Source organism: Catellatospora paridis (assembly GCF_009720365.1).
Classification (GTDB): domain Bacteria; phylum Actinomycetota; class Actinomycetes; order Mycobacteriales; family Micromonosporaceae; genus Catellatospora; species Catellatospora paridis.
In genome coordinates this window covers 72464-91090 of sequence record NZ_ML769313.1, presented here as the reverse complement: position 1 = coordinate 91090, position 18627 = coordinate 72464, and the positions used below count along the sequence as shown (strand labels likewise).

19 protein-coding genes and 1 pseudogene are annotated in these 18627 nt (G+C 70.4%); 10 read left to right on the top strand and 10 right to left on the bottom strand.

Annotated elements, in window-relative coordinates; translation table 11 throughout:
• The first annotated feature begins 42 nt into the window (after positions 1-42).
• Both F9C41_RS05330 and F9C41_RS05325 read left to right on the top strand, forming a co-directional pair.
• A complete protein-coding gene (locus F9C41_RS05330; RefSeq protein WP_155385541.1) occupies positions 43-474 on the top strand; it encodes a hypothetical protein in 432 nt (143 codons plus the stop codon).
• Between the two features lie 58 nt (positions 475-532).
• Positions 533-1078 carry a hypothetical protein gene (locus tag F9C41_RS05325; RefSeq protein WP_155385540.1) on the top strand — a complete coding sequence of 182 codons (546 nt, stop codon included), beginning with the start codon at positions 533-535 and terminating at the stop codon, positions 1076-1078.
• A gap of 18 nt (positions 1079-1096) precedes the next feature.
• On the opposite strand, the gene F9C41_RS05320 is transcribed toward F9C41_RS05325, so the two are convergent.
• Together F9C41_RS05320 and F9C41_RS05315 are read right to left on the bottom strand one after the other, a co-directional pair.
• Positions 1097-1558 carry an SRPBCC family protein gene (locus F9C41_RS05320; protein ID WP_155385539.1) on the bottom strand — a complete coding sequence of 154 codons (462 nt, stop codon included), beginning with the start codon at positions 1556-1558 and terminating at the stop codon, positions 1097-1099.
• A 22-nt stretch (positions 1559-1580) separates the two neighbouring features.
• Positions 1581-2318: a metallophosphoesterase gene (locus F9C41_RS05315; RefSeq protein ID WP_155385538.1), complete on the bottom strand. Its 738-nt coding sequence runs from the start codon at positions 2316-2318 to the stop codon at positions 1581-1583.
• A 145-nt stretch (positions 2319-2463) separates the two neighbouring features.
• Here F9C41_RS05315 and F9C41_RS05310 point away from each other — a divergent pair, with 145 nt between their 5' ends.
• On the top strand, positions 2464-3378 hold the full coding sequence (locus F9C41_RS05310) for a hypothetical protein (protein ID WP_155385537.1): 915 nt from the start codon (positions 2464-2466) through the stop codon (positions 3376-3378).
• A 42-nt stretch (positions 3379-3420) separates the two neighbouring features.
• Here the strand turns inward: F9C41_RS05310 and F9C41_RS05305 are convergent, their stop codons facing one another.
• The 5 genes from F9C41_RS05305 to F9C41_RS05285 form a co-directional block, all read right to left on the bottom strand.
• On the bottom strand, positions 3421-4344 hold the full coding sequence (locus F9C41_RS05305) for a 1-phosphofructokinase family hexose kinase (protein ID WP_155385536.1): 924 nt from the start codon (positions 4342-4344) through the stop codon (positions 3421-3423).
• Positions 4341-4997 (bottom strand): HAD family hydrolase, encoded by a 657-nt coding sequence (locus F9C41_RS05300; protein WP_155385535.1) that lies wholly within the window; start codon positions 4995-4997, stop codon positions 4341-4343. Before F9C41_RS05300 ends, F9C41_RS05305 begins: the two co-directional genes overlap by 4 nt.
• A complete protein-coding gene (locus tag F9C41_RS05295; protein ID WP_155385534.1) occupies positions 4997-5824 on the bottom strand; it encodes an endonuclease/exonuclease/phosphatase family protein in 828 nt (275 codons plus the stop codon). Before F9C41_RS05295 ends, F9C41_RS05300 begins: the two co-directional genes overlap by 1 nt.
• A 109-nt stretch (positions 5825-5933) precedes the next feature.
• Positions 5934-6473, bottom strand: a complete 540-nt coding sequence (locus F9C41_RS05290; RefSeq protein WP_155385533.1) for an SRPBCC family protein — start codon at positions 6471-6473, stop codon at positions 5934-5936.
• A 5-nt stretch (positions 6474-6478) separates the two neighbouring features.
• Positions 6479-6790 carry an ArsR/SmtB family transcription factor gene (locus tag F9C41_RS05285; RefSeq protein WP_230689332.1) on the bottom strand — a complete coding sequence of 104 codons (312 nt, stop codon included), beginning with the start codon at positions 6788-6790 and terminating at the stop codon, positions 6479-6481.
• A 129-nt stretch (positions 6791-6919) separates the two neighbouring features.
• On the opposite strand from F9C41_RS05285, the gene F9C41_RS05280 reads away from it, so the two are divergent.
• Complete coding sequence (locus tag F9C41_RS05280; protein WP_155385532.1) at positions 6920-8107, top strand: MFS transporter; 1188 nt, start codon at positions 6920-6922, stop codon at positions 8105-8107.
• 90 nt (positions 8108-8197) lie between these two features.
• Here F9C41_RS05280 and F9C41_RS05275 read toward each other — a convergent pair whose 3' ends face one another.
• A complete protein-coding gene (locus F9C41_RS05275; protein WP_155385531.1) occupies positions 8198-9403 on the bottom strand; it encodes an ATP-grasp domain-containing protein in 1206 nt (401 codons plus the stop codon).
• Positions 9404-9706: 303 nt separating this feature from the next.
• Between F9C41_RS05275 and F9C41_RS05270 the strand changes: the two genes are divergently transcribed.
• The 5 genes and pseudogenes from F9C41_RS05270 to F9C41_RS05250 all read left to right on the top strand — a co-directional run bounded on the left by F9C41_RS05270 (position 9707) and on the right by F9C41_RS05250 (position 15518).
• Positions 9707-10399 (top strand): response regulator transcription factor, encoded by a 693-nt coding sequence (locus F9C41_RS05270; RefSeq protein WP_155385530.1) that lies wholly within the window; start codon positions 9707-9709, stop codon positions 10397-10399.
• Positions 10396-11331 (top strand): annotated as a pseudogene (locus F9C41_RS42125) (HAMP domain-containing protein); the annotation flags it as partial. The gene F9C41_RS05270 and the pseudogene F9C41_RS42125, both read left to right, overlap by 4 nt.
• 130 nt (positions 11332-11461) lie before the next feature.
• Positions 11462-12115, top strand: coding sequence for a sensor histidine kinase (locus F9C41_RS41090; RefSeq protein WP_155385528.1), 654 nt, complete (start codon positions 11462-11464; stop codon positions 12113-12115).
• 148 nt (positions 12116-12263) lie between these two features.
• On the top strand, positions 12264-13217 hold the full coding sequence (locus tag F9C41_RS05255; protein WP_155385527.1) for a hypothetical protein: 954 nt from the start codon (positions 12264-12266) through the stop codon (positions 13215-13217).
• An 876-nt stretch (positions 13218-14093) separates the two neighbouring features.
• Entirely contained in the window at positions 14094-15518 is a 1425-nt protein-coding gene (locus F9C41_RS05250; protein WP_155385526.1) for an APC family permease, read from the top strand.
• A 61-nt stretch (positions 15519-15579) separates the two neighbouring features.
• Here F9C41_RS05250 and F9C41_RS05245 read toward each other — a convergent pair whose 3' ends face one another.
• Positions 15580-16530: a YihY/virulence factor BrkB family protein gene (locus tag F9C41_RS05245; RefSeq protein WP_230689330.1), complete on the bottom strand. Its 951-nt coding sequence runs from the start codon at positions 16528-16530 to the stop codon at positions 15580-15582.
• 55 nt (positions 16531-16585) lie between these two features.
• Positions 16586-17665 carry an AI-2E family transporter gene (locus F9C41_RS05240; protein ID WP_196279629.1) on the bottom strand — a complete coding sequence of 360 codons (1080 nt, stop codon included), beginning with the start codon at positions 17663-17665 and terminating at the stop codon, positions 16586-16588.
• Positions 17666-17794: 129 nt separating this feature from the next.
• Between F9C41_RS05240 and F9C41_RS05235 the strand changes: the two genes are divergently transcribed.
• Positions 17795-18592, top strand: a complete 798-nt coding sequence (locus F9C41_RS05235; RefSeq protein ID WP_155385524.1) for a methyltransferase domain-containing protein — start codon at positions 17795-17797, stop codon at positions 18590-18592.
• Positions 18593-18627: the final 35 nt, after the last annotated feature.

Below are 18627 nucleotides of genomic sequence, written 5' to 3'. Positions count from 1 at the left end.
TCCGCCGCGACAGCGGACCCCGGCACGTGCCATCATCGCGACATGCTCGAGCAGTGGCGCACCATCGCGGACCTGGACGCGGCACGGCAACGCTTCGAGGCGGCCATCCCCGGCTGGCAGCCGCCGGCCGCGTTCGGCGTCGCCCGGCTCGTCTCCGGACGTCCCGTGTTCGCGCGCGTCGCGGTCGGCGACGGCTTTCTGCCCGCGGTCGTGCTGGCCAGCGTCTGCGGGCACAGCGGCGGCTCGGCGTCCTATCCGCTCACCCCGGCCGCCCTCGACCGCGTGATCGCGCTGCTGACACCCGCCGTGGCCTGCACCGAGCTGCCGCACCCCAACCTGCACGCCTGGCGCGGGCTGCGCCAGCAGCTCAGCCTCGGCGAGCATGCGCTCGCGGCGTTCGCCGGCGACCTGTCCATGCCGTCCGACGACCCCCATGTCACCGCGATGCTCGAACAGGCCGCGGTCACCAGGTAACCGCGTCTGCGGCGGACGTGTACGGAACCGCCGCGGGGGCGGGCCCGTCGGTGATGGCATGAAGCTGCGTGCGGCAATCCTGCTCGTCCTCGCCACGGTCGGCATCGGCCTCGTCGTGGTCGTCTCCCCGGCGCAGCCCGCCTGGGCCTGCTCCTGCGCGCACAGCCCGAGCGAGCAGGACAAGCGGGCCGAGCGCACCGTGACCGGCACGGTCACGCAGGTGACCGACGAGGCGGTCTCGCTCACGGTCGACTCGGTGGTCAAGGGCGACGCCAGGGTCGGCGAAACGCTCGGGCTGCGGGTGAACCCCAGCGAGGTCAGCTGCGGCTACGCCTTCCGGGTCGGCGCTCGGTACCGGGTGAACGCGAACAACGGCGCCACCGGGCTGTGTATCGGCGTCCGCCCGTTGCCGGCCGCGTCGTCAGCCGCCGTCCCGACCGCCACGGCAGTCCCGACGTCCGTGGCGGTCTCGACGCCCGAGCTGGCCGAACCCGCTCCTGTCCGGACGAGTAGCCGGTGGCTCGTGCCCGGCGCGATACTGCTGATCCTCGCCGCCGGACTGGTGGTGGTGGCCCTGCGGCGGCGCCGGGGATCAGCCCGGTAGGACTGTCCCGGACGCGGGTCAGCCGTGGCGGGCCATGCGGCGGGTCAGTTCGGTGGCGCGGTGCAGCTGCACACCGCGGGCCTGGCCGGTGACGAAACCGCGCATCGGCGCGGCCATCGTGATCTCCATCTGGTCGTCCACCGTCGAGCCGTCGCCGTCCGGGGTCAGCCGCACGGTCCACTCCAGACGCACCCCGCCGGGGCTGACCACGCTCTGGCGCAGCGCCGTGCCGGGTTCGACCACGCGCATGCGTACCCGGATCAGATTGTCCCAGTGCAGCACCTTCAGGAACCGGAAGCGTTCCACGGCGACGTAGTCGGTCACCGGCGCGCCCTGCTCGTCGGTGCCGCGACGCACGTCGCGCACCTCGGCGACCAGCGGCGACAGGCCGATGTAGTGCTGCGGCTCGGTCAGGTGGGCGAAGACGGTCTCCGGCGGGGAGTCGACGCGCCAGGAGTGGGCGAGGTGTGCGACGGCCATCGCGACAGCGTAGTGGGCACGCTCAGGGCAGGAACCGGTAGTGGGTCGTCAGCCGCAGGTCGTCGTCGAGCACGTGGAACGCCAACCCGGGCGGCGCGTCGTAGTCCATCGGCGGGTCCTCGCCCTCCCACGGCAGCCGCAGCCGCGAGACGACCCCCGGTGCCACCAGCAGCGGCCTGCCTACGAAGGTCGTCGCGGCCGCGCTGTGCGCGTGCCCGCACAGCACCGCGAGCACGTTCGGGAACTCTGCGACGAGTTCGGCCAGCGGCTGTGCGTCGTGCAGGCGCAGCGCGTCGATGAACGGGACGCGCAGTTCGACCGGCGGGTGGTGCATGCAGATCAGGACCGGGCCGTCTGTGCCGGTCAGCACAGCGCGCAGCCAGTCCAGCGTCTCGTCGTCGAGCCGGCCGTCGTCGCGGCCGGGGATGGTGGAGTCGCACAGCGCCAGGGTCACGCCGCCGACGACGGCCGCGCGGTTGACCGGGCCGTCCGCCGCAGGCTCGCCGAGCAGCCCGGCGCGGTAGGACGCGCGTACGTCGTGGTTGCCGGGCAGGGTCAGTGCGCCGGGCACGGCGGCGAGGACCTTGGCGGCCTGCTCGTACTCGTCCGGGCGGCCGTGGTCGGTGATGTCGCCCGTGACCAGCACGACGTCGACCGGGTGCGGCAGCGCGGCCAGGTAGGCCAGCACCCGCCCGCTGCGCTCCGCGTTACGCGGACCGCCGTCGAAATGGGTGTCGCTGACATGTGCAATAACGATCATCAAACGCTCCCCCGCTGGTCGCCTTCAGTCTTCCAAACCGACTACGCGAGTTCACTCCTCGTCGCCCGATCCAGAGAACCAGCAGGCAATATAGACATGCTACGATACGGCCGCACGTCGTCGGCGTCGATGAGAAACTGCGTGCATGGGCAAGCCAGCTGTTCAGGCCACAACGGAGCCGACCGTACGGCATCCGAGCGGAATCGGCGAAGCGTTCACCGATCGGCACCAAGCCGTACTGGACCGCCTCCTCGCGCAGGAGTCGACCGCCCGGGCCACCTCGGCCATCACTCGCATAGAGACCCAGCGCAGGGCAATGGGGCCCATGGCCCGCCTGCTGGAAAGCGACAAGCAGGCCAAGGCCGCACGCCAGGAACTCGCCGCAGCAAACGAGCAACTGCGGGCCCAGCAGAAGATGACATGGGCCGACGACCTCCCTACCGAGGTCGCATACGACTGGCGCGAACAGGCACGAAACCTCATCCCGGACGTCAGGCCCGGCATCAACGTCTTCGGCCTGGAGTACGACTACGAGGTGCGCGCAGACATTCACGGCCATCCTGACCTCACCGCGAACAGACTCGACGGGCACTTCGGTGTCAGCGTCGTCGGCCACTACGGCGGCGGCTCGGACTGGGGCACCGCCGGGGTCGGCAAGGTCCTGGAGGCAACGGTCACCGGGACCGCACACATCAGGGTGCCCCTGCACTACGGATTCGAGTGGTCTATCGACGCGGGCGGAGGACTGGACGCCTTCACCCACGGCTCAGGCAGAGTCGTGATCCAGGACCACAACACCGGAAATGTGCTGGGGCCGGACGGAATTCGGTGGAAAGGCTTCTGGCACTGGAAGGACGACGACGACGTCAGCGGCTCCGGCAGCGACATCGTCGTGGCCTCGGAGCTCGAATGCTCCGTCTCCGTGCACGCCGGCCAGATCTTCCATGTGACCTTCCTGGCGCACGTCAACAACTCCCAGTCAGGGGAGTATGTGTTCTCCCACTCCTACGCCGACGGCGCGCTGCGGATGTGGGCTCCGTTCTTCGTGGTCGAGCTGTAGATCCGCTCGCAGCTCGGCTGTCGGCGGTTCGGGTGCCGGGGATCAGCAGGCGTCGACGATGACCTCGGTGCGCAGGCGCTGGTAGACGTCGGGGTCGACGGTGCCGGCGACCGGGGACAGCACCGCGGCCGCCGACAGCGCCACGGCGTCGCGCAGCCGCTCGGGCCAGGGCTGCCCGGCGAGCAGGCCGCGGGCCAGGGCGGCCACGCAGGCGTCGCCCGCGCCGGTGGGGTTGCCGATAAGCGGCTCGGCCAGCCGGGCGCGCCATACGCCCTGCGCGCTGACCGCGACCAGGCCGCCGCCGCCCAGCGACGCGACCACGTCGCCCGCGCCCAGCTCGCGCAGCGCCGCGACGGCCGTGCGGGCCGCGTCGGGACCGTCGACGCGGATGCCGGTGAGCGCGTGCAGTTCGGCCGCGTTGGGTTTGACCAGGTCGGGCTGCACCCGCAGACCCTGGCGCAGCGGGTCGCCGTCGGCGTCGAGGATCGTCGCGGCGCCGGCCGCGTGAGCCAGGGCGAGCAGCTCCGCGTACGCCGTCGCGGGCACGCCAGGTGGCAGCGAGCCGGACAGCACGACGACCTTGACGCCGGCGAGCAGTGCGGCGAAGTGCGCGGTGAACCCCGACCATTCCGCGGCGGACACGTTCGGGCCGGGCTCCCAGAAGCCGGTGGCGTCGGCGCGGTCGGCGACCACGACGGTGCGCCGGGCGTCGCCGGTCACCGGCAGGAACGCCTCGGCGACGTCGTCGGCGACGAGCAGCTCGCGCAGCCGCTGCCCGGTGGGTCCGCCGGCCAGGCCGGTGGCCAGCACCGGGGTGCCGAGTCCGTGCAGCACCCGGGCCACGTTGACGCCCTTGCCGCCGGCGCGCTCGGCCACCGCCGCGACCCGGTGCGTCGCGTACGGGGTCAGCGCGTCGACCTGATAGGTGACGTCGAGGGCGGCGTTCGGGGTGACGGTGAGGATCACGGAGTCACCTTAACCGCCGTTACGGCGACCATTTCGAGGCTCGTCAATACGTATCGCCGCGGAGCATCCGGAATGTCCTGAAGGTGAGGTACGGCGACCGTGGTGCAGCCCGCGCCCTCGGCGGAACACAGCCCGGTCAGACTGTCCTCGACGGCCACGCAGCGCGACGGGTCCACGCCGAGCAGCGCCGCCGCGGTGGCGTACGGCAGCGGGTCCGGCTTATGCCGCGGCACGTCGTCGGCGGTGACCGTGTGCGCGAACGCCGCCCGGCCCAGCACGTCGAGGATGATCTCGGTGTCCGCCCGGCCCGACGAGGTGACCAGCGCACACGGCATACCGGTCGCGATCAGGTCGTCGAGCAGCCGCCGCGCACCCGGCCGCAGCCGGACGCCGACCTCCGCGACCCTGCGCTTGACCGCCTGGTCGATCCACAGGTCGAGGTCAGCGGTCGCATGTCGCCCGCCGGTGGCCGCGCCGACCACGGCGACGATGGATGCCACCGTCCCGCCGATGAGCCGCGCCTGGTCGAGCGGTTCCGCGCCCAACTCGGCGGCCACACCGAGCACCGCCTCGATCCACAGCGACTCGGTGTCGACCAGGGTGCCGTCCATGTCGAGCAGCACGGCGTCGTATGAGCCGAGGTCGAACCGCATCACGCCTCCATGACGAACGTGCTCAGCACCGCCCAGTGGTCCGAGGTCCACTCATTGTCGGCATGGTGCGGCATCGGGCGCGGTTCGCCCACGCCGAGGGTGTCGGACGCCACCGGCCGCAGGGGCCCGGCGTAGTGCACGAAGTCGATGCGGTCCTGCGGTTCGAGCACCCCTTCCTGCTGCTCGTGCCAGTGGTTCAGCGGCGACCAGGTGTGGCCCGGCTTGGCCGCCGCGTCGGGGTGCACCGCCCGGTAGGAGTCGCGCAGCCCGGCCCGCTCGACCGCGATGCTGACCTGCCACGGCAGGTTCGGCCAGTCCAGGTGCGAGGGCACGTTGAAGTCGCCGGTGAGCAGGACCGGCAGGCCGCGCTCGGCCAGCGCCGGGCGCATCGCGTCGATGACGTCGGCGATCTGCCGCGGGCGGCCCGCCTCCTCCTCGCGGGCCAGCACCTGCGGCACGGTCATGCCGGACAGGTGGAAGTCGTAGGGCCCGTACGGCTCGTAGTTCAGGTGCGCGCTCCACACCACCAGCTCGCGGCCGGTGGGGAGCTGGATCCGCGCGCCGACGCCACGCAGGGACTCGTCGCCGTACCGCTGGGTGATCGGGTGGGGCGAGATGATGCCGCAGCTGCCGCCCTGGTGGTGGTGCCAGCCGAGGTCTTCGGCCAGCTCACGGGCCGCCTCGCCGAGCGTCTCCTGCAGACCGACCACGTCGGGGGCCTGCTCGCGCAGGAACGCGAGCTGCTTGGGCCGGGCCTCGTTGACGAAGCGGCCCGCCAGCCACAGGTTCCATGACATGACCTTCAGGTAACCGTTGTCTACGCTCATCGCCGCTCAACACTCCTGCTCGCACAATGCCATCCCGGCCGGCCTCGACCGGCCTCGCAGCGCAGCAGCGTATCCGTTTCCACCGCGGCGGGGAACACCCCGCCCGCCGCTATGGCGTCTCGGTGCCCAGGATGCCCAGTTCACGGCTGTACGCCTCGTCGAGTTCGGCCCAGCCGTGGTTCTTCGCCTCGCTGCCCCGGATCGGGGGCACCGGGTCGCCGTCGAGCAGCCGCCCGGCGACCACCAGGCACAGGTGCCAGCCCGCCGCGACCTTCGGCACCCAGGTGCGGTCGGCCATGGTGTGCCGCAGGGTCAGCCGCGTCCCGGCGGCCGTGCCCGCCAGCTCCCAGCGCAGCAGGTCCTCGCCCCACGTGTAGACGAGCAGGTGCGGCGGCTCGGCGCGCTGCACGGTGGCGGACAGGTCCTCGGCATGCTCGCCGTCGATCATCGTCAGGGTCGCCGCGCCGGTGCGTCCCAGGTCGCGGTCGGCCAGAAACGGCGCCCACTGCGCGAGCCGGCCGGGTTCGGTGAGCGCGGCCCACACCTTCGCGGGCGGGTGCGCCAGGTCGCGCTGCAGCACCAGGGTCCAGCGCTCGCCGGACGGGTGGCACTCGACCGGCCAGATCGGGCCGGGGTCGATGGTGTTCATGGTCGTCACTCCTGGTTGTCGAGATGCCGTTCCAGCGCGTCGAGGTGGCGGTCCCACAGGCGGCGATACTGCGCCAGCCAGTGCTCCAGCTCGGCGAACGGCTCCGGTTCGATGCGGTAGATCCGCTGCTGGGCGGCGATGCGGCTGGACACGAAGCCCGCCTCGCGCAGCACCCGCAGGTGCTTGGAGACGGCGGGCTGGCTCATGCCGAGCCGGTCCACCAGCTCGCCGACGCTGCACTCGGCGCCACGCAGGTGCTCCAGGATGCGCAGCCGGTTCGCCTCGCCGAGCACCGCGAACGCTCCGACCACCGCCACGCTCTTAACATGCCTGCCCGGTTATATGCCTGTCAAGTCGTACACAAAGTTTTCCGGAAATCGGGAAGGAGTCTTAACAGTTTTTGGTTCATGATCAGCATGACAGTCGCACCATCGGGTACGGGTCGCATGTGGACCCGTGATTTCGGCCTCTACTTCGTTGCCCGTGCCATCGCCCTGCTCGGCGACGGCATGCTGCCCGTCGCCGTGGCGCTCGCGGTGCGCTCGGCGGGGCACGGCGACTCCGGCGTCGGGCTGGTGCTCGCCTCTTGGATGACCCCGCTGGTCGCGCTCATCCTGTTCGGCGGGGTGTTCGCCGACCGCTTCGGCGCGCGCCGCCTGATGATCGGCGCGGACGCGGTACGCGTGGTCACCCAGTCCGTCGTCGCGGTCGCGCTGATCACCGGCAACTCGCCGCTGTGGCTGCTGATGACGATGTCGGCGCTGGCCGGGGCGGCCGCCGCCATGTTCCAGCCCGGCGTCGCCAGCATGGTGCCGCGCGTCGCCGCCGACGTGCAGCGCGCCAACGGGGCACTGCGCGTGGCCGACGCCGGGGCGCAGCTGCTCGGACCCGCGCTGTCGGCGACGCTCGTGGTGCTGACCGGGCCCGGCACGGTGTACGCCATCAACGCCGCGACCTTCGCCGTCAGCGCGCTGTGCCTGCTGGCGCTGCGGCTGCCGCCGGTCGTCCGCGCCCCGCGCCCGGACGTCACCATCCGCCGCGACCTGCGCGAGGGCTGGCACGAGTTCCGGTCGCGCAGCTGGATGTGGAGCGTGATCCTGATCTGGGTGGTGTTCGGCGTGACGCTGTTCGGGCCGTACATCCCGCTCAGCTCCGGCGTGATCACCGGCTACCTGGGCGAGAGCGCGTACGGCTGGGCGATGTCGGCGATGGGCGGCGGCACCGTGCTCGGCGGCCTGGTCGCCATGCGGGTGCGCCCGGCCCGGCCGCTGGCCGCGGGCGGACAGGCGATGTTCGGCTTCGCGCTGATCCCGCTGTCGGTGTCGGTGCACGCGCCGTTCGGGCTGCTGCTGGCGGCACACGCCGTGGGCGGCGCGGCGTGGGCGTTCTGGTCGGTCATGTGGGCCACCAGCGTGCAGACCCAGGTGCCGAACGCGGTGCTCAACCGCGTCTCCGCCTACGAGATCGCCGGCTCCGTCGCGGGCATCCCCATCGGCCAGGTGCTCGCCGGGCCGGTCGCCGCGCTCGTCGGCGCCGACCAGGTCCTGGGCGTCTCCGCCCTGGTCGGCGTCCTCGGCTGCGCCGTGCTGCTCGCCGTGCGGCCGGTCCGCCACCTCCGCCGCGCCCCCGCCTGACGAAGGAAGGGCACCTTCTTACCGCTAATGCGTTGTGGAAGGTGCCCTTCCTTCGTCCGGACGCTCGGCGCGGGGTGGTGTCGTCGGGTGTCACGCGTCCTGGTCGACCTTCGAGGTTTGCTGCACCCAGGTGACGAGGTCGGCGAAGTTCCGTTCGACGTCGGCGACGGTGTCGCCTTCGAGCAGGACGGTGCCCAGCCCGGCCCCGGAGGAGGTGCGCGGGTCGACCACCCGGTCGCCGGGGGTGAGCCACACGTGGGCCTCGCGCACTCCGGGGCGCTCGGCGATCTGCTCGGGGCCGGGCGCGGACACCAGGCGCCCGGCGGGCAGCGGCAGCCAGCCGTGGGCGTAGCTGCCCGCGCGTCCTGGCCCCTGCCGCCCGGCGGGCAGGCGCAGCACCGCCCGTGCCCACTCGTCGTGCAGGTCGATGCCGAACTTCAGCTCGGCCATCACGTCGGCTTTGCCACCGCAGATCCGGCCACCGCATTCGCTGAAGACGAAACCGTCCGCGTTGAGGAACGCCTCCAGGTGGAAGACGCCGTCGGTGTGGCCGAGCGCGCGCATCGCCGCCTCGGCCAGCTCCCAGCCCTGCCGGTACAGCTCCGGCTGCTCGGCCGGGTCCTGCGCCACGTACAGCATGTGCGCCCCGTCGCGCATCCGGATCAGATTGCTCTGGTAGCGCGAGATGCTCAGCTGCCGCAGCTGCCCGCCGCGTACGACGCCGTCGACGGCGTGCTCGTGGCCGGTCATGAACCGCTCCAGCAGCCACGGACCGCGCCGGCGGGAGTCCAGCAGGCGCTCGCGGGCGTCCTCGGCGGCCGCCGGGCCGCCCAGCACGAACGTGTCGCGTGCGCCCGCGCCCGCCAGTGGCTTGAGCACGCAGGGGTAGGCCGGGACCCGCAGCTCCCGGATGTCGTCGACGATCCAGCAGTCGGCGACGCGCAGGCCCGCCTGCCGGATGCGGAGCTTCTGCAGCTGCTTGTCGCGCAGGTTCATGGCGGTGGGCAGGGGCATCCAGGACCGGTCGCCGCCGATCGCCGCGGCCGTCACCATGGTGAACTCCTGCTGGCTGCATACGACGTCGAAGTCGGCGGGCCGCAGGCCCTGGCGCGCCAGACCGGCCAGGACCGACTCGACGCCGGCCGGGTCGGCGACCCGGACCGACCGGTGCGGCCGCTGCCCCGGCGCCGCGGCGTCGTCCTCACCTGGCCGGAAGGCGCAGGTGACCTCGGCGCCGAGCCGGCGCAGTGCGGCGACGGCTTTCGGACGCCAGCCGACCAGCAGCACGGCGGTCACGCCGCCACCTGCCCGGCCGCGGTGCCACATGCGCATCGGCTGACGGCCAACGCGTTCACAAAGTTCGCGAACCTGTTCATCGAAAGCACCTCTTCCGCTGCTGCCAACAATGCAGCGCAACGTATTGGCCCACTTATTAAGGCCCTATTAAGAGGCGATTAGTGAACGATGTTGCCCAGGTCAGAGAGTCAGCGATGGGCAATGACCGCATTCGGTGTATCGATGCCACTAAATTCCTAACATGTTGTTCACAGGTGCCGGGGCAGAATCCGCGCAGCGAATACGACGCGCAGGAGGTGACACGTGGCAGCCCGGATCCTGGTCGCCGACGACGACCCGAAGCTCGTGCAGGTGCTCCGCATGTACCTGGAGCACGAGGGACACAGCGTGCTGACGGTCGCCGACGGCCGTGCCGCGCTCGACCAGTGCCGCACCCGCAACCCGGACCTGGTCGTGCTCGACGTGATGATGCCCGAGGTCGACGGGCTGGACGTGTGCCACATCCTGCGCCGCGAGTCCGCCGTGCCGATCATCCTGCTCACCGCCCGCAGCACCGAGAACGACATCCTGCTCGGGCTCGACCTGGGCGCCGACGACTACATCACCAAGCCGTACAGCCCCCGCCAGCTCGTCGCACGGGTGCGTGCCCTGCTGCGCCGCACCGGCGCGGTCCCGGCCGGCCCGGCAGGGCCCATCGTCGTCGGCGACCTCGTCGTGGACGCCGACAGCTTCGAGGTGCGGATCGGCGGGCGTGCGGTGGCAGTGACCGCCAAGGAGTTCGGCATCCTGGAGGTGCTGGCGGCCGAACCCGGGCGCGCCTTCACCCGATCGCAGATCATCGACCGCGCCTTCGGCTTCGACCAGGACGTCCTGGAACGCACCGTCGACGTGCACGTCGTCAACCTGCGTCGCAAGATCGAGCCGGATCCGGGCGAGCCACGCTACGTCCAGACCGTCTACGGCCGCGGCTACCGCATGCCCCAGCCGGGCGCATGACCTTCCGGATCAGGGTGTTCGCCCTGGTGGCCGTCGTCGTGCTGCTCGCCGCCGGAGCCAGCACCTACCTCACGTTCACCCTCGCCGAGAACGCGGTGACCGCATCCGCCACCGCCCAGCAGCAGGTCATGCGGCAGATCGCCGAGGAGGTCACCCGGTACGGCCGCGACCACGGCACCTGGGAGGGCATGGCCGAGGTGGCAGCCGGCATCGCCCGCCGGACCGGACGGCGCATCCGGCTCGACACCCAGGACGGCGCGATCGGCGTCGTCGACACCGCAGTGCTGGCCGGCCAGCCGGTGACCCCGATGACGAAGCTGACCTTCCCGATCGACGCCCGGCCGCAGCTCGACCTGCCGCGAGCCGCAGGGCAGGAACGGGAGATCACGCTGCAGGCGATCGAGGAGTACCGGCAGGAGATCCGGTTCGCCGCCTGCCTGTCCCGCGCGGGCATGCAACCGCAGGCCGTGACCACCCACTACGGGCTGCCGCTCATCACGCACACCATTGCCCCGCCGGACCTGGTCACCGAGTGCCGCACGGGCACCGCGAGCCAGCCTCGCTCGATCACCCGCGACCAGGAGGAGGTCGGCCGCTGCTTCGACACGCCCGCCGAGAAGCCCGCGCCCGGCTCCCGTTCCGCCGCGCCCCGCGCCCTGGCGCCCGATCCGGCACAGCACCTGCGCACCTGCCTGGGCGAGGTGTTCCTCACCCGGATCGGCATCGTCGGACCCGAGCCGCTGCGGCTGGCCGTCAGCTCCGAGGACGGCATCGACACCACACCGATCATGCTGGCGTTCAGCGTGGTCGCCGTGCCCATCGCGCTCGGCTCCCTCCTGCTGAGCCGGCACGTGCTGCGCCCCATTCAGCGCCTGACGGTGGCCACCCGCCGCTTCGGGGAAGGCTCCCTGGACCAGCGCGTGGACGTCGAGGGCGGCGACGAGCTGGCCCAGCTCGCCGTCACGTTCAACGGCATGGCCGATTCGCTGCAGCACGCGGAGGAGCAGCAACGACGCATGATCGCCGACATCGCCCACGAGCTGCGCACCCCCGCTGGCCAACGTGCGCGCCTACCTCGAGGCGCTGGAGGACGGCCTGGTCAGCGCCGACGAGACGCTGTTCCGTTCGCTGCACGAGGAGACCATGCTCCAGCAGCGGATCATCGACGACCTGCAGACGCTGGCCCTGGCCGAGGCGGGCGCGCTCGCGTACGACCGGGCCGTGGTCGACGTCCGCGAACTGCTGGAGAGCTGCCGGGCGGCGCACCAGCCCGCAGCCGCGGCCGTCACCGTCGAACTCGAGGTGGTCGCCGAACCGGCGCTGCTCGTCCACGCCGACGCGGGCCGGCTGCGGCAGGCGGTGGGCAACCTGGTGACCAACGCGGTCCGACACGCGCCGGCGGGCACGACGGTCACGCTGGCGGCCCTGCGGGTCGGGCATGACGTGCAGATACAGGTCACCGATCGCGGTTGCGGCATCCCGCCCGAGGACCAGCGGCGGGTCTTCCAGCGGTTCTGGCGGGCCGACCGGGCGCGGACGCGGGCCACCGGCGGCAGCGGGCTGGGGCTGACCATCGCCCGGCAGATCACCGTCGACCACGGCGGCACGATCGGGCTGGTCAGCGAGCCCGGTCGCGGCACGACCTTCAACATTTCGCTGCCGGGCATCGATAAAGCGCCGCCGCTCATGCCTGAGCAAGCAATGTTCGGCAGGTGACGGCGACCTCGAGCGCGGCCGTGAACTTCCGTCAGGTGATCACCATGAAAGCTCAGCGGTCCGTGCCAACCCGGGCGTTCGCCCGAACGGGGGTCTGAGCTCGTGTCAAACGACCTAGCTTCCCTACGTGCGTCGGACAATCAGGAACGTGCCCTTTCTCAACCCGATGACGATGCCTGTACGGAATTTTCAGATCCTCGAGAGCGCCTTCGACCTGAATAGCCCCGACGACATCGTGCCGTGGAGTCGAGCTCCCCACGTCGATGGTGCCGTGCGACGCCGCGCCTACCTCGACCTCACCGAGAATGGCTGGCTGCGCCACTTCGGCCCCATCGACGCCGACGGCGTGCCCACCGACGTGCAGCTCACCGCCGACGGCCGCGAACTGGTCCGCCTCGCCCGGGTCAGCCGCAGCAACCGCGGGCTACGCGGACGCACGCTGCGCACTCAGATGCTGACCTGGTTCGACGCCCTCGACACGAACCGACCCGCCACCCTCCGCGCGTTCCTCCAGACGCACCGAGGCATCTTCTACGGCGAGCGTTACACCGTGCCCGAGACACAGGCCGCCGCGCAACTGCTCGAACAAGGCGGCTACCTCACCCGCGCCGACCGGCTCGTCGTCGCCTACACCATCAGCCCGAAGGGACAGCTTGTCATGGCCGAGACCGACGGCGACATCGCCGCGTATGAAGCCTCCCAGCGGGCCACCGGCAACCAGAGCATCCTGCAGATCTCCGCGGCCACCATCAACGGCAGCACCATCAGCCAACTTGCCGGCAACACTGTCGGCGGCGACCTGAACATCCGCAATACGCCCACCACAGGCATCGACCCAGCCGCCATCACCGAGTGGATCGAGGGCCTCACTGCACTGCTGCCTGCCCTGCAGATGCCGGCGGCCAGCACCGAACGCGTCCTCACCGCGATCGACGAGCTTCGCACCCACAATGCCACCGACCAGCCCGAGCCCGGTCTGCTGCGCAAGTTTGGCCAGCACGTCATGCAGGCCCTCTCGAGCGAGATCGCCTCGGCGGCGCTCGCCGCTGCACCGCAGCTCGTTGCCGGCACTCTCGCCGCCGGGCAACTACTGTTCGGCTGACCAGTGGCGCGCATCATCCGCTGTCCTGCGCGCATTCGGTGATCGCGCTCCGCCGACCTCTTTGGCCGATCAAGACGCGACGCGTTCCGCCGAGGCTGCTCGCCGCCGCTCCGAGAGGGCCACCGGGTGATCGCATCGCACTTGGCTCACTTCCAATCTTCTTGACCAACGCGGCAACGCCGCTTGCGCGGTCGGGTGGCCTGCCCTATGTACCTACGCGGACACTTTCCGGGCACGAACCCAGCCACTACATTGCACACATGTCGATGTGGCAAGGTGTGCTGTGGGGCTTGTTCGGAGCTTTCGCAGTCGACGCTTGGCAGTTCACCGTGGCTGTCACCCGGGTCAAAGACTGGCCGTGGTCGAACCCACGCGAGCCGAGTCTCGGTCCATACCTTGTCTCGATAGCGCTTCGCCTATCGATCGGAGGCGGTCTTGCCGCAGCGACTGTCGCGAGCAACAGCACCACCGAGGCCTGGACTGTCGTGACGGTCGGCGTCGCGGGACCATACATCTTGGAGCAGTTGGCGCGCCTACGACCTGTCTCTCGCTTTGACGATCAAGCGATGGAGTCGGCACCTCAGACCAAGGAGCGCCAGAATGCCTAACGGCGATCACCCCTCCCGAGGCCCCTCCTTCGTCGGCCACCTGCTGTCGGCACTCGCTCGGGACACCCCCGCTTTCCGGGTCGCTCCGCTCCGATCGCGACGTCCGGCGTCGGTGAATCAGTCGCCGCCCACCGTTCGCCCGCCCCGGCCGAGCACCCGACCCAGTGCACGCACGCCTAGCAGTCTCACCAGTCCACCTCCGTCCAGCGCGCTGGCGGCTGACCGGCTCGGCGTCCTCGCGGTTTCAGCGCTTACGATCACGTCTGCCATGCCATTGGTCACGATCGGCGTCGTGATCGCTGCCGGGCTTGCATTGACCGGCGCAACGAACTTTGCCCTTGCCATTCTGATTGTCGGCGCGACTTTGGCCACCTTCTCAGTGGGTCACGTTGCGATGGGCAGGCGCATAACTAACGCGGGATCGATCTATGCCCATATCGCACAGGGGCTAGGTCGAATCATCGGCGCTGCGGCGGCCGGCGTGGCTGTCCTGACGTATGGCTTCCTCCAGTTTGCCCTGTACGGCCTGTTCGGCGTGGTAGCGGCCGATCTCCTCGGTGTGACGGGTATCGGTGAAGTCAGTGGCGTCTGGTGGCTATTCGCGCTATGCGGATGGGCTCTCGTCGGCTTGCTCGGCACCACCCGGGTTGATTTGAGTACCTACACGCTGGGCTGCATCATCATTGGTCAGGTCATATTTCTTCTGCTCGTCGACGGCGCACTCATCGCTTCCGGAGAATTGGCCGCGCCGCAGGGGGGATACCCACCTTCGCCGGATCTGTTGAAGCCGGGCATCGGCGTCGTCCTTCTGATCGCGGTGGTGGCGTTCGCCGGATTCGAGACGCCTCTGGTCTTCGGCGAAGAGTCTCGAAATTACAAGCGCACGATCAACCTGTCCACCTTCTCGACGCTGGGCCTGTTGACAGGCCTCTACGTGTTGACTTCGTGGACCTTCTCGGCGGCCACGCATCCCGCCGAACTCGCAGGCCACGGGAACACCCTCGGATTCGATCTGATGATATCGCTCGCTAGCTCGCACCTCGGAACCGCGGCGGCCGGTATCGGCCGCGTCGTACTGCTTGTCTCCGTATTCGCGGCGATGACTTCTTTCCACAACACCTCGGCGCGCTATATGTTCGGGCTTGCGCGCGAAGGTTTCATTCCCCGTTCGCTGGCACGTACCGGAGATCGGACCGGCGCCCCGACAGCGGCGTCGCTGTTTCAGACCGCGGCTGGGCTGTGTGTCATCATCGTTGCGGCGTCCGCTGGAGTGGATCCCATCGGTGGGCTGTTCCTCGTTGGTCTGATCGCCGGCGGTTTCGGCCTCGTCGTCTTGTCCGCGACCACTTCGATCGCGACGCTTTGTGCGTTCGCCCGCGCGCGCCGCGGTGAATCTTGGTGGACAGCCTATGCGGCCCCGGCGGTTTCGGCGTTCGCCCTCGGCTGGATCGGCCTCCAGGCAGCTGGGTCCTTTGATGAACTGGCAGCCTTGGGTCTGCCGCAGTCAGTTGAACGGATTCTACTCGGCCCGTTTGCGTTCGCGGCGGCCCTCGGCGGGTTGAGGGGACTGATACTGCGCCACTTTCAACCGGCGGTGTACGAGGGCTTTGGGCGGGGCGGGCTCGCAGTCAGGAGTTCGGTCGCGCCCATCCCGTCGAGCCACGTGGCAGAGACGGATCGCGCATTACGCTGAGCGAGGTTGCACCTGGACGGACATGTGCAACGCCACGCCTCGTGTATCCCGCCCGAGAAACTCATTTCGGAGTCGGCGGGTCGCGGAGTTCGATGTAGGGCTCCTCGTCGGCGGGGTGGCCGGCGGCGATGGCGCGTTCGCGGTGCAGTTCGGCGTCGAACTCTGCGCCGAGCAGCAGGGCGATGTTGCCGATCCACATCCAGATCAGGAAGACGATGACACCGGCCAGGCTGCCGTAAATCTTGTTATAGGAACCGAAATTCGCCGCGTACAGCGCAAAGCCGGCGGACGCCAGCAGCCACAGGAGCACGGCGAGCAGGCTGCCGGGGGTGATCCAGCGCCAGCCGCTCTGCCGCGCGTTGGGCGAGGCCCAGTAGAGCAGGGCGAAGATCAGGGCGATGACCAGCAGGACCAGGGGCCACTTCGCGATGTCCCAGGTCCGCACCACCCCGGAACCCAGGTGCAGGTACTCGCCGGTGCGTTCGGCGACTGGGCCGGTGAACACCAGCGCGACGGCGACGACGGCGATCGCGACGCAGGCCACGACGGTGACGCCGAGGCGGATGGGCAGCGTCTTGCGCATCGGGCGGCCTTCCGGCACGTCGTAGATGATGTTGGCGGCCCGCATGAACGCGGCGACGTAGCTCGACGCCGACCACAGCGCGAGCACGAAGCCGACGAGGGCGACCAGGCCCGCGGTGGCCCCCCGGCCACGCTGCAGCTCAGTGAGGGCGTTGACGAGCACGTCGCGTGCGGCGCCCGGCGCGAACCCGCCGACCTCGGCGGCGGCACGCTGGGCGGTGTCGGCGCCGGTCCAGCCAAGCACCGCCACGAGCACCAGGATGGCCGGGAACAGTGACATGACCGCGCGGTAGGTCAGCGCAGCGGCCCAGTCGCTCAGGTTGTCCTCCTTGTACTCCTTGGCGGTGCGTTTGATCACTGCCCGCCAGTCCCGGCGGGTCAGGTCTGCCGGGCCGTCGGGAACCGGTGCGGTGGACGGTGTTGTGGGCACAGGCGATCCTCCGGTCTGCGCGCGGGTCACCGTGACCCCATCGCGCCGTCGCGCATCACAGCTCCTTACCCGGATGCCGATGATCCGAATCGTCGGCGGGCTCGGGCAGATGCTCGGGTGGCAGCGGTTCGCGCAGTTCGGCCAGCACCGTCTTGACGGTGGCCGCGATGGGGATGGCCATCAGCGCGCCGATCAGGCCCAGCAGTCCGGCGCCGATGAGGCTGGCCAGCAGCACCGCGAGCGCGGGCATGTCCAGGCTCTGCTTCATCACCTTCGGCACGATCAGGTAGTTCTCGATCTGCTGGTAGATCAGCAGCCAGATCACGATGCCGACCGCCGCGGGCCACACCCCGGACGCGATGGCGGCGACCAGCCCGCAGACCGCGGTGCCCAGCGTCGCCCCGACCAGCGGGATCAGGTCGGTCACGGCGACGATCAGCGCGAGCGGCAGCGCGAACGGGATGTTCAGCACCAGCAGGCCGGCGTACGCGACGACGCCCGCGATCAGCGAGATGATCAGGTTGCCGATCATGTACGTGCCGACCTTGTCGACCACCACGTCGACGATGCGGCGGGTGCGCTCCCGCTGCCGGTCGGGGGCCATCAGCTGGATCCGGCGACGCAGCCGCGGCATGTCCGCGAGGAAATACAGCGACAGTACGAGCACGGTCAGCGCTGCGGCGAGCACGCCGAGGAAGGTGCGGAAGAGGCTCAGCAGGCTCGCGCCGACGCGTTCGGGCACCGTGGCGGCGAGTTCGTTGAGCCGGTCTCCGAGTCCGTAGCGTGCGCTGAGCTCGCGGAACGCCCGCGAGCGATCGTCGAGTTGCTGGATCTGGCCGGGCAGGTCGGCGGTGAGCTGCCCGGCCTGGCGCACCAGCGGCGGCCCGATGCCGAGGATCAGCAGGGCGAGCAGCGCCAGCAGGGCGAGCAGGATGATCGTGACCGCGTAGGGGCGGTGGACGTGGTGGCGGACCAGCCAGCGGACCGCCGGGTCGAGGCTGACCGCCACGAACAGCGACACGAGGACCAGCACCAGGATCCCGCGCACCGACCAGACGGCGGCCAGGACCACGCCCACCAGGGCGACGCCGCACGAGCCGGCCACCGCCCAGCGGAAGACATCGGCAACACTCACTCGACGACCGTTCGTCACCGACCATACGTTCCCTCACCAGCTCCTTTCCCAAACCTGTTCACTATATGAGATCTTTCTCCTACATAACGAGACGCGATCTCTAGACTCTCCAGGTAGGAGGGATCACCCATGACGACGTACACGCACGGACACCACGAGACGGTGCTGGTGTCGCATCGCTGGCGCACCGCGGCCAACTCCGCCGCCTACCTGCTCCCCCACCTGCGGCCGGGCCGGACGGTCCTGGACGTGGGCTGCGGGCCGGGCACCATCACCGCCGACCTGGCCGACGCGGTCGCCCCGGCCCGGCTCACCGCGCTGGAACTGACCGAGGACGCGCTGGGCCTGGCCCGCGCCGAGATCGCCGCGCGCGGCACCGCCAACGTCGACTTCCTGGTCGCCGACGTGCAGGCCCTCGACCTGCCCGACGACTCGTTCGACGTGGTCCACGCCCACCAGGTGCTGCAGCACCTGTCCGACCCGGTCGGCGCGCTGCGCGAGATGGGCCGGGTGTGCCGGACCGGCGGGGTGGTCGCCGCCCGCGACGGCGACTACGCCGCGTTCACCTGGTGGCCGGTCATTCCGGCGCTGGACGAGTGGCTGGCGCTGTACCGGCGGATCGCCCGCGACAACGGCGGTGAGCCCGATGCCGGGCGGCGGCTGCACTCGTGGGCCCGGGCGGCGGGGTTCACCGACGTCACCGCGACCGCGAGCGTCTGGTGCTACGCCACCCCCGAGGAGCGGGCCTGGTGGGGCGGCATGTGGGCGGAGCGCGTCGTGCAGTCGTCACTGGCCGCGCAGGCCGTCGCCAAGGGCTACGCCACCGAGGCCGACCTGCGGCGGATGGCCGACGGCTGGCGGGAGTGGGTGGCGGCCGAGGACGGCTGGTACGTGGTGCCGCATGGCGAGATCATCTGCCACGTCTGACTATACCCCCCGGGGGTATTCGGAGGTATGCTGGG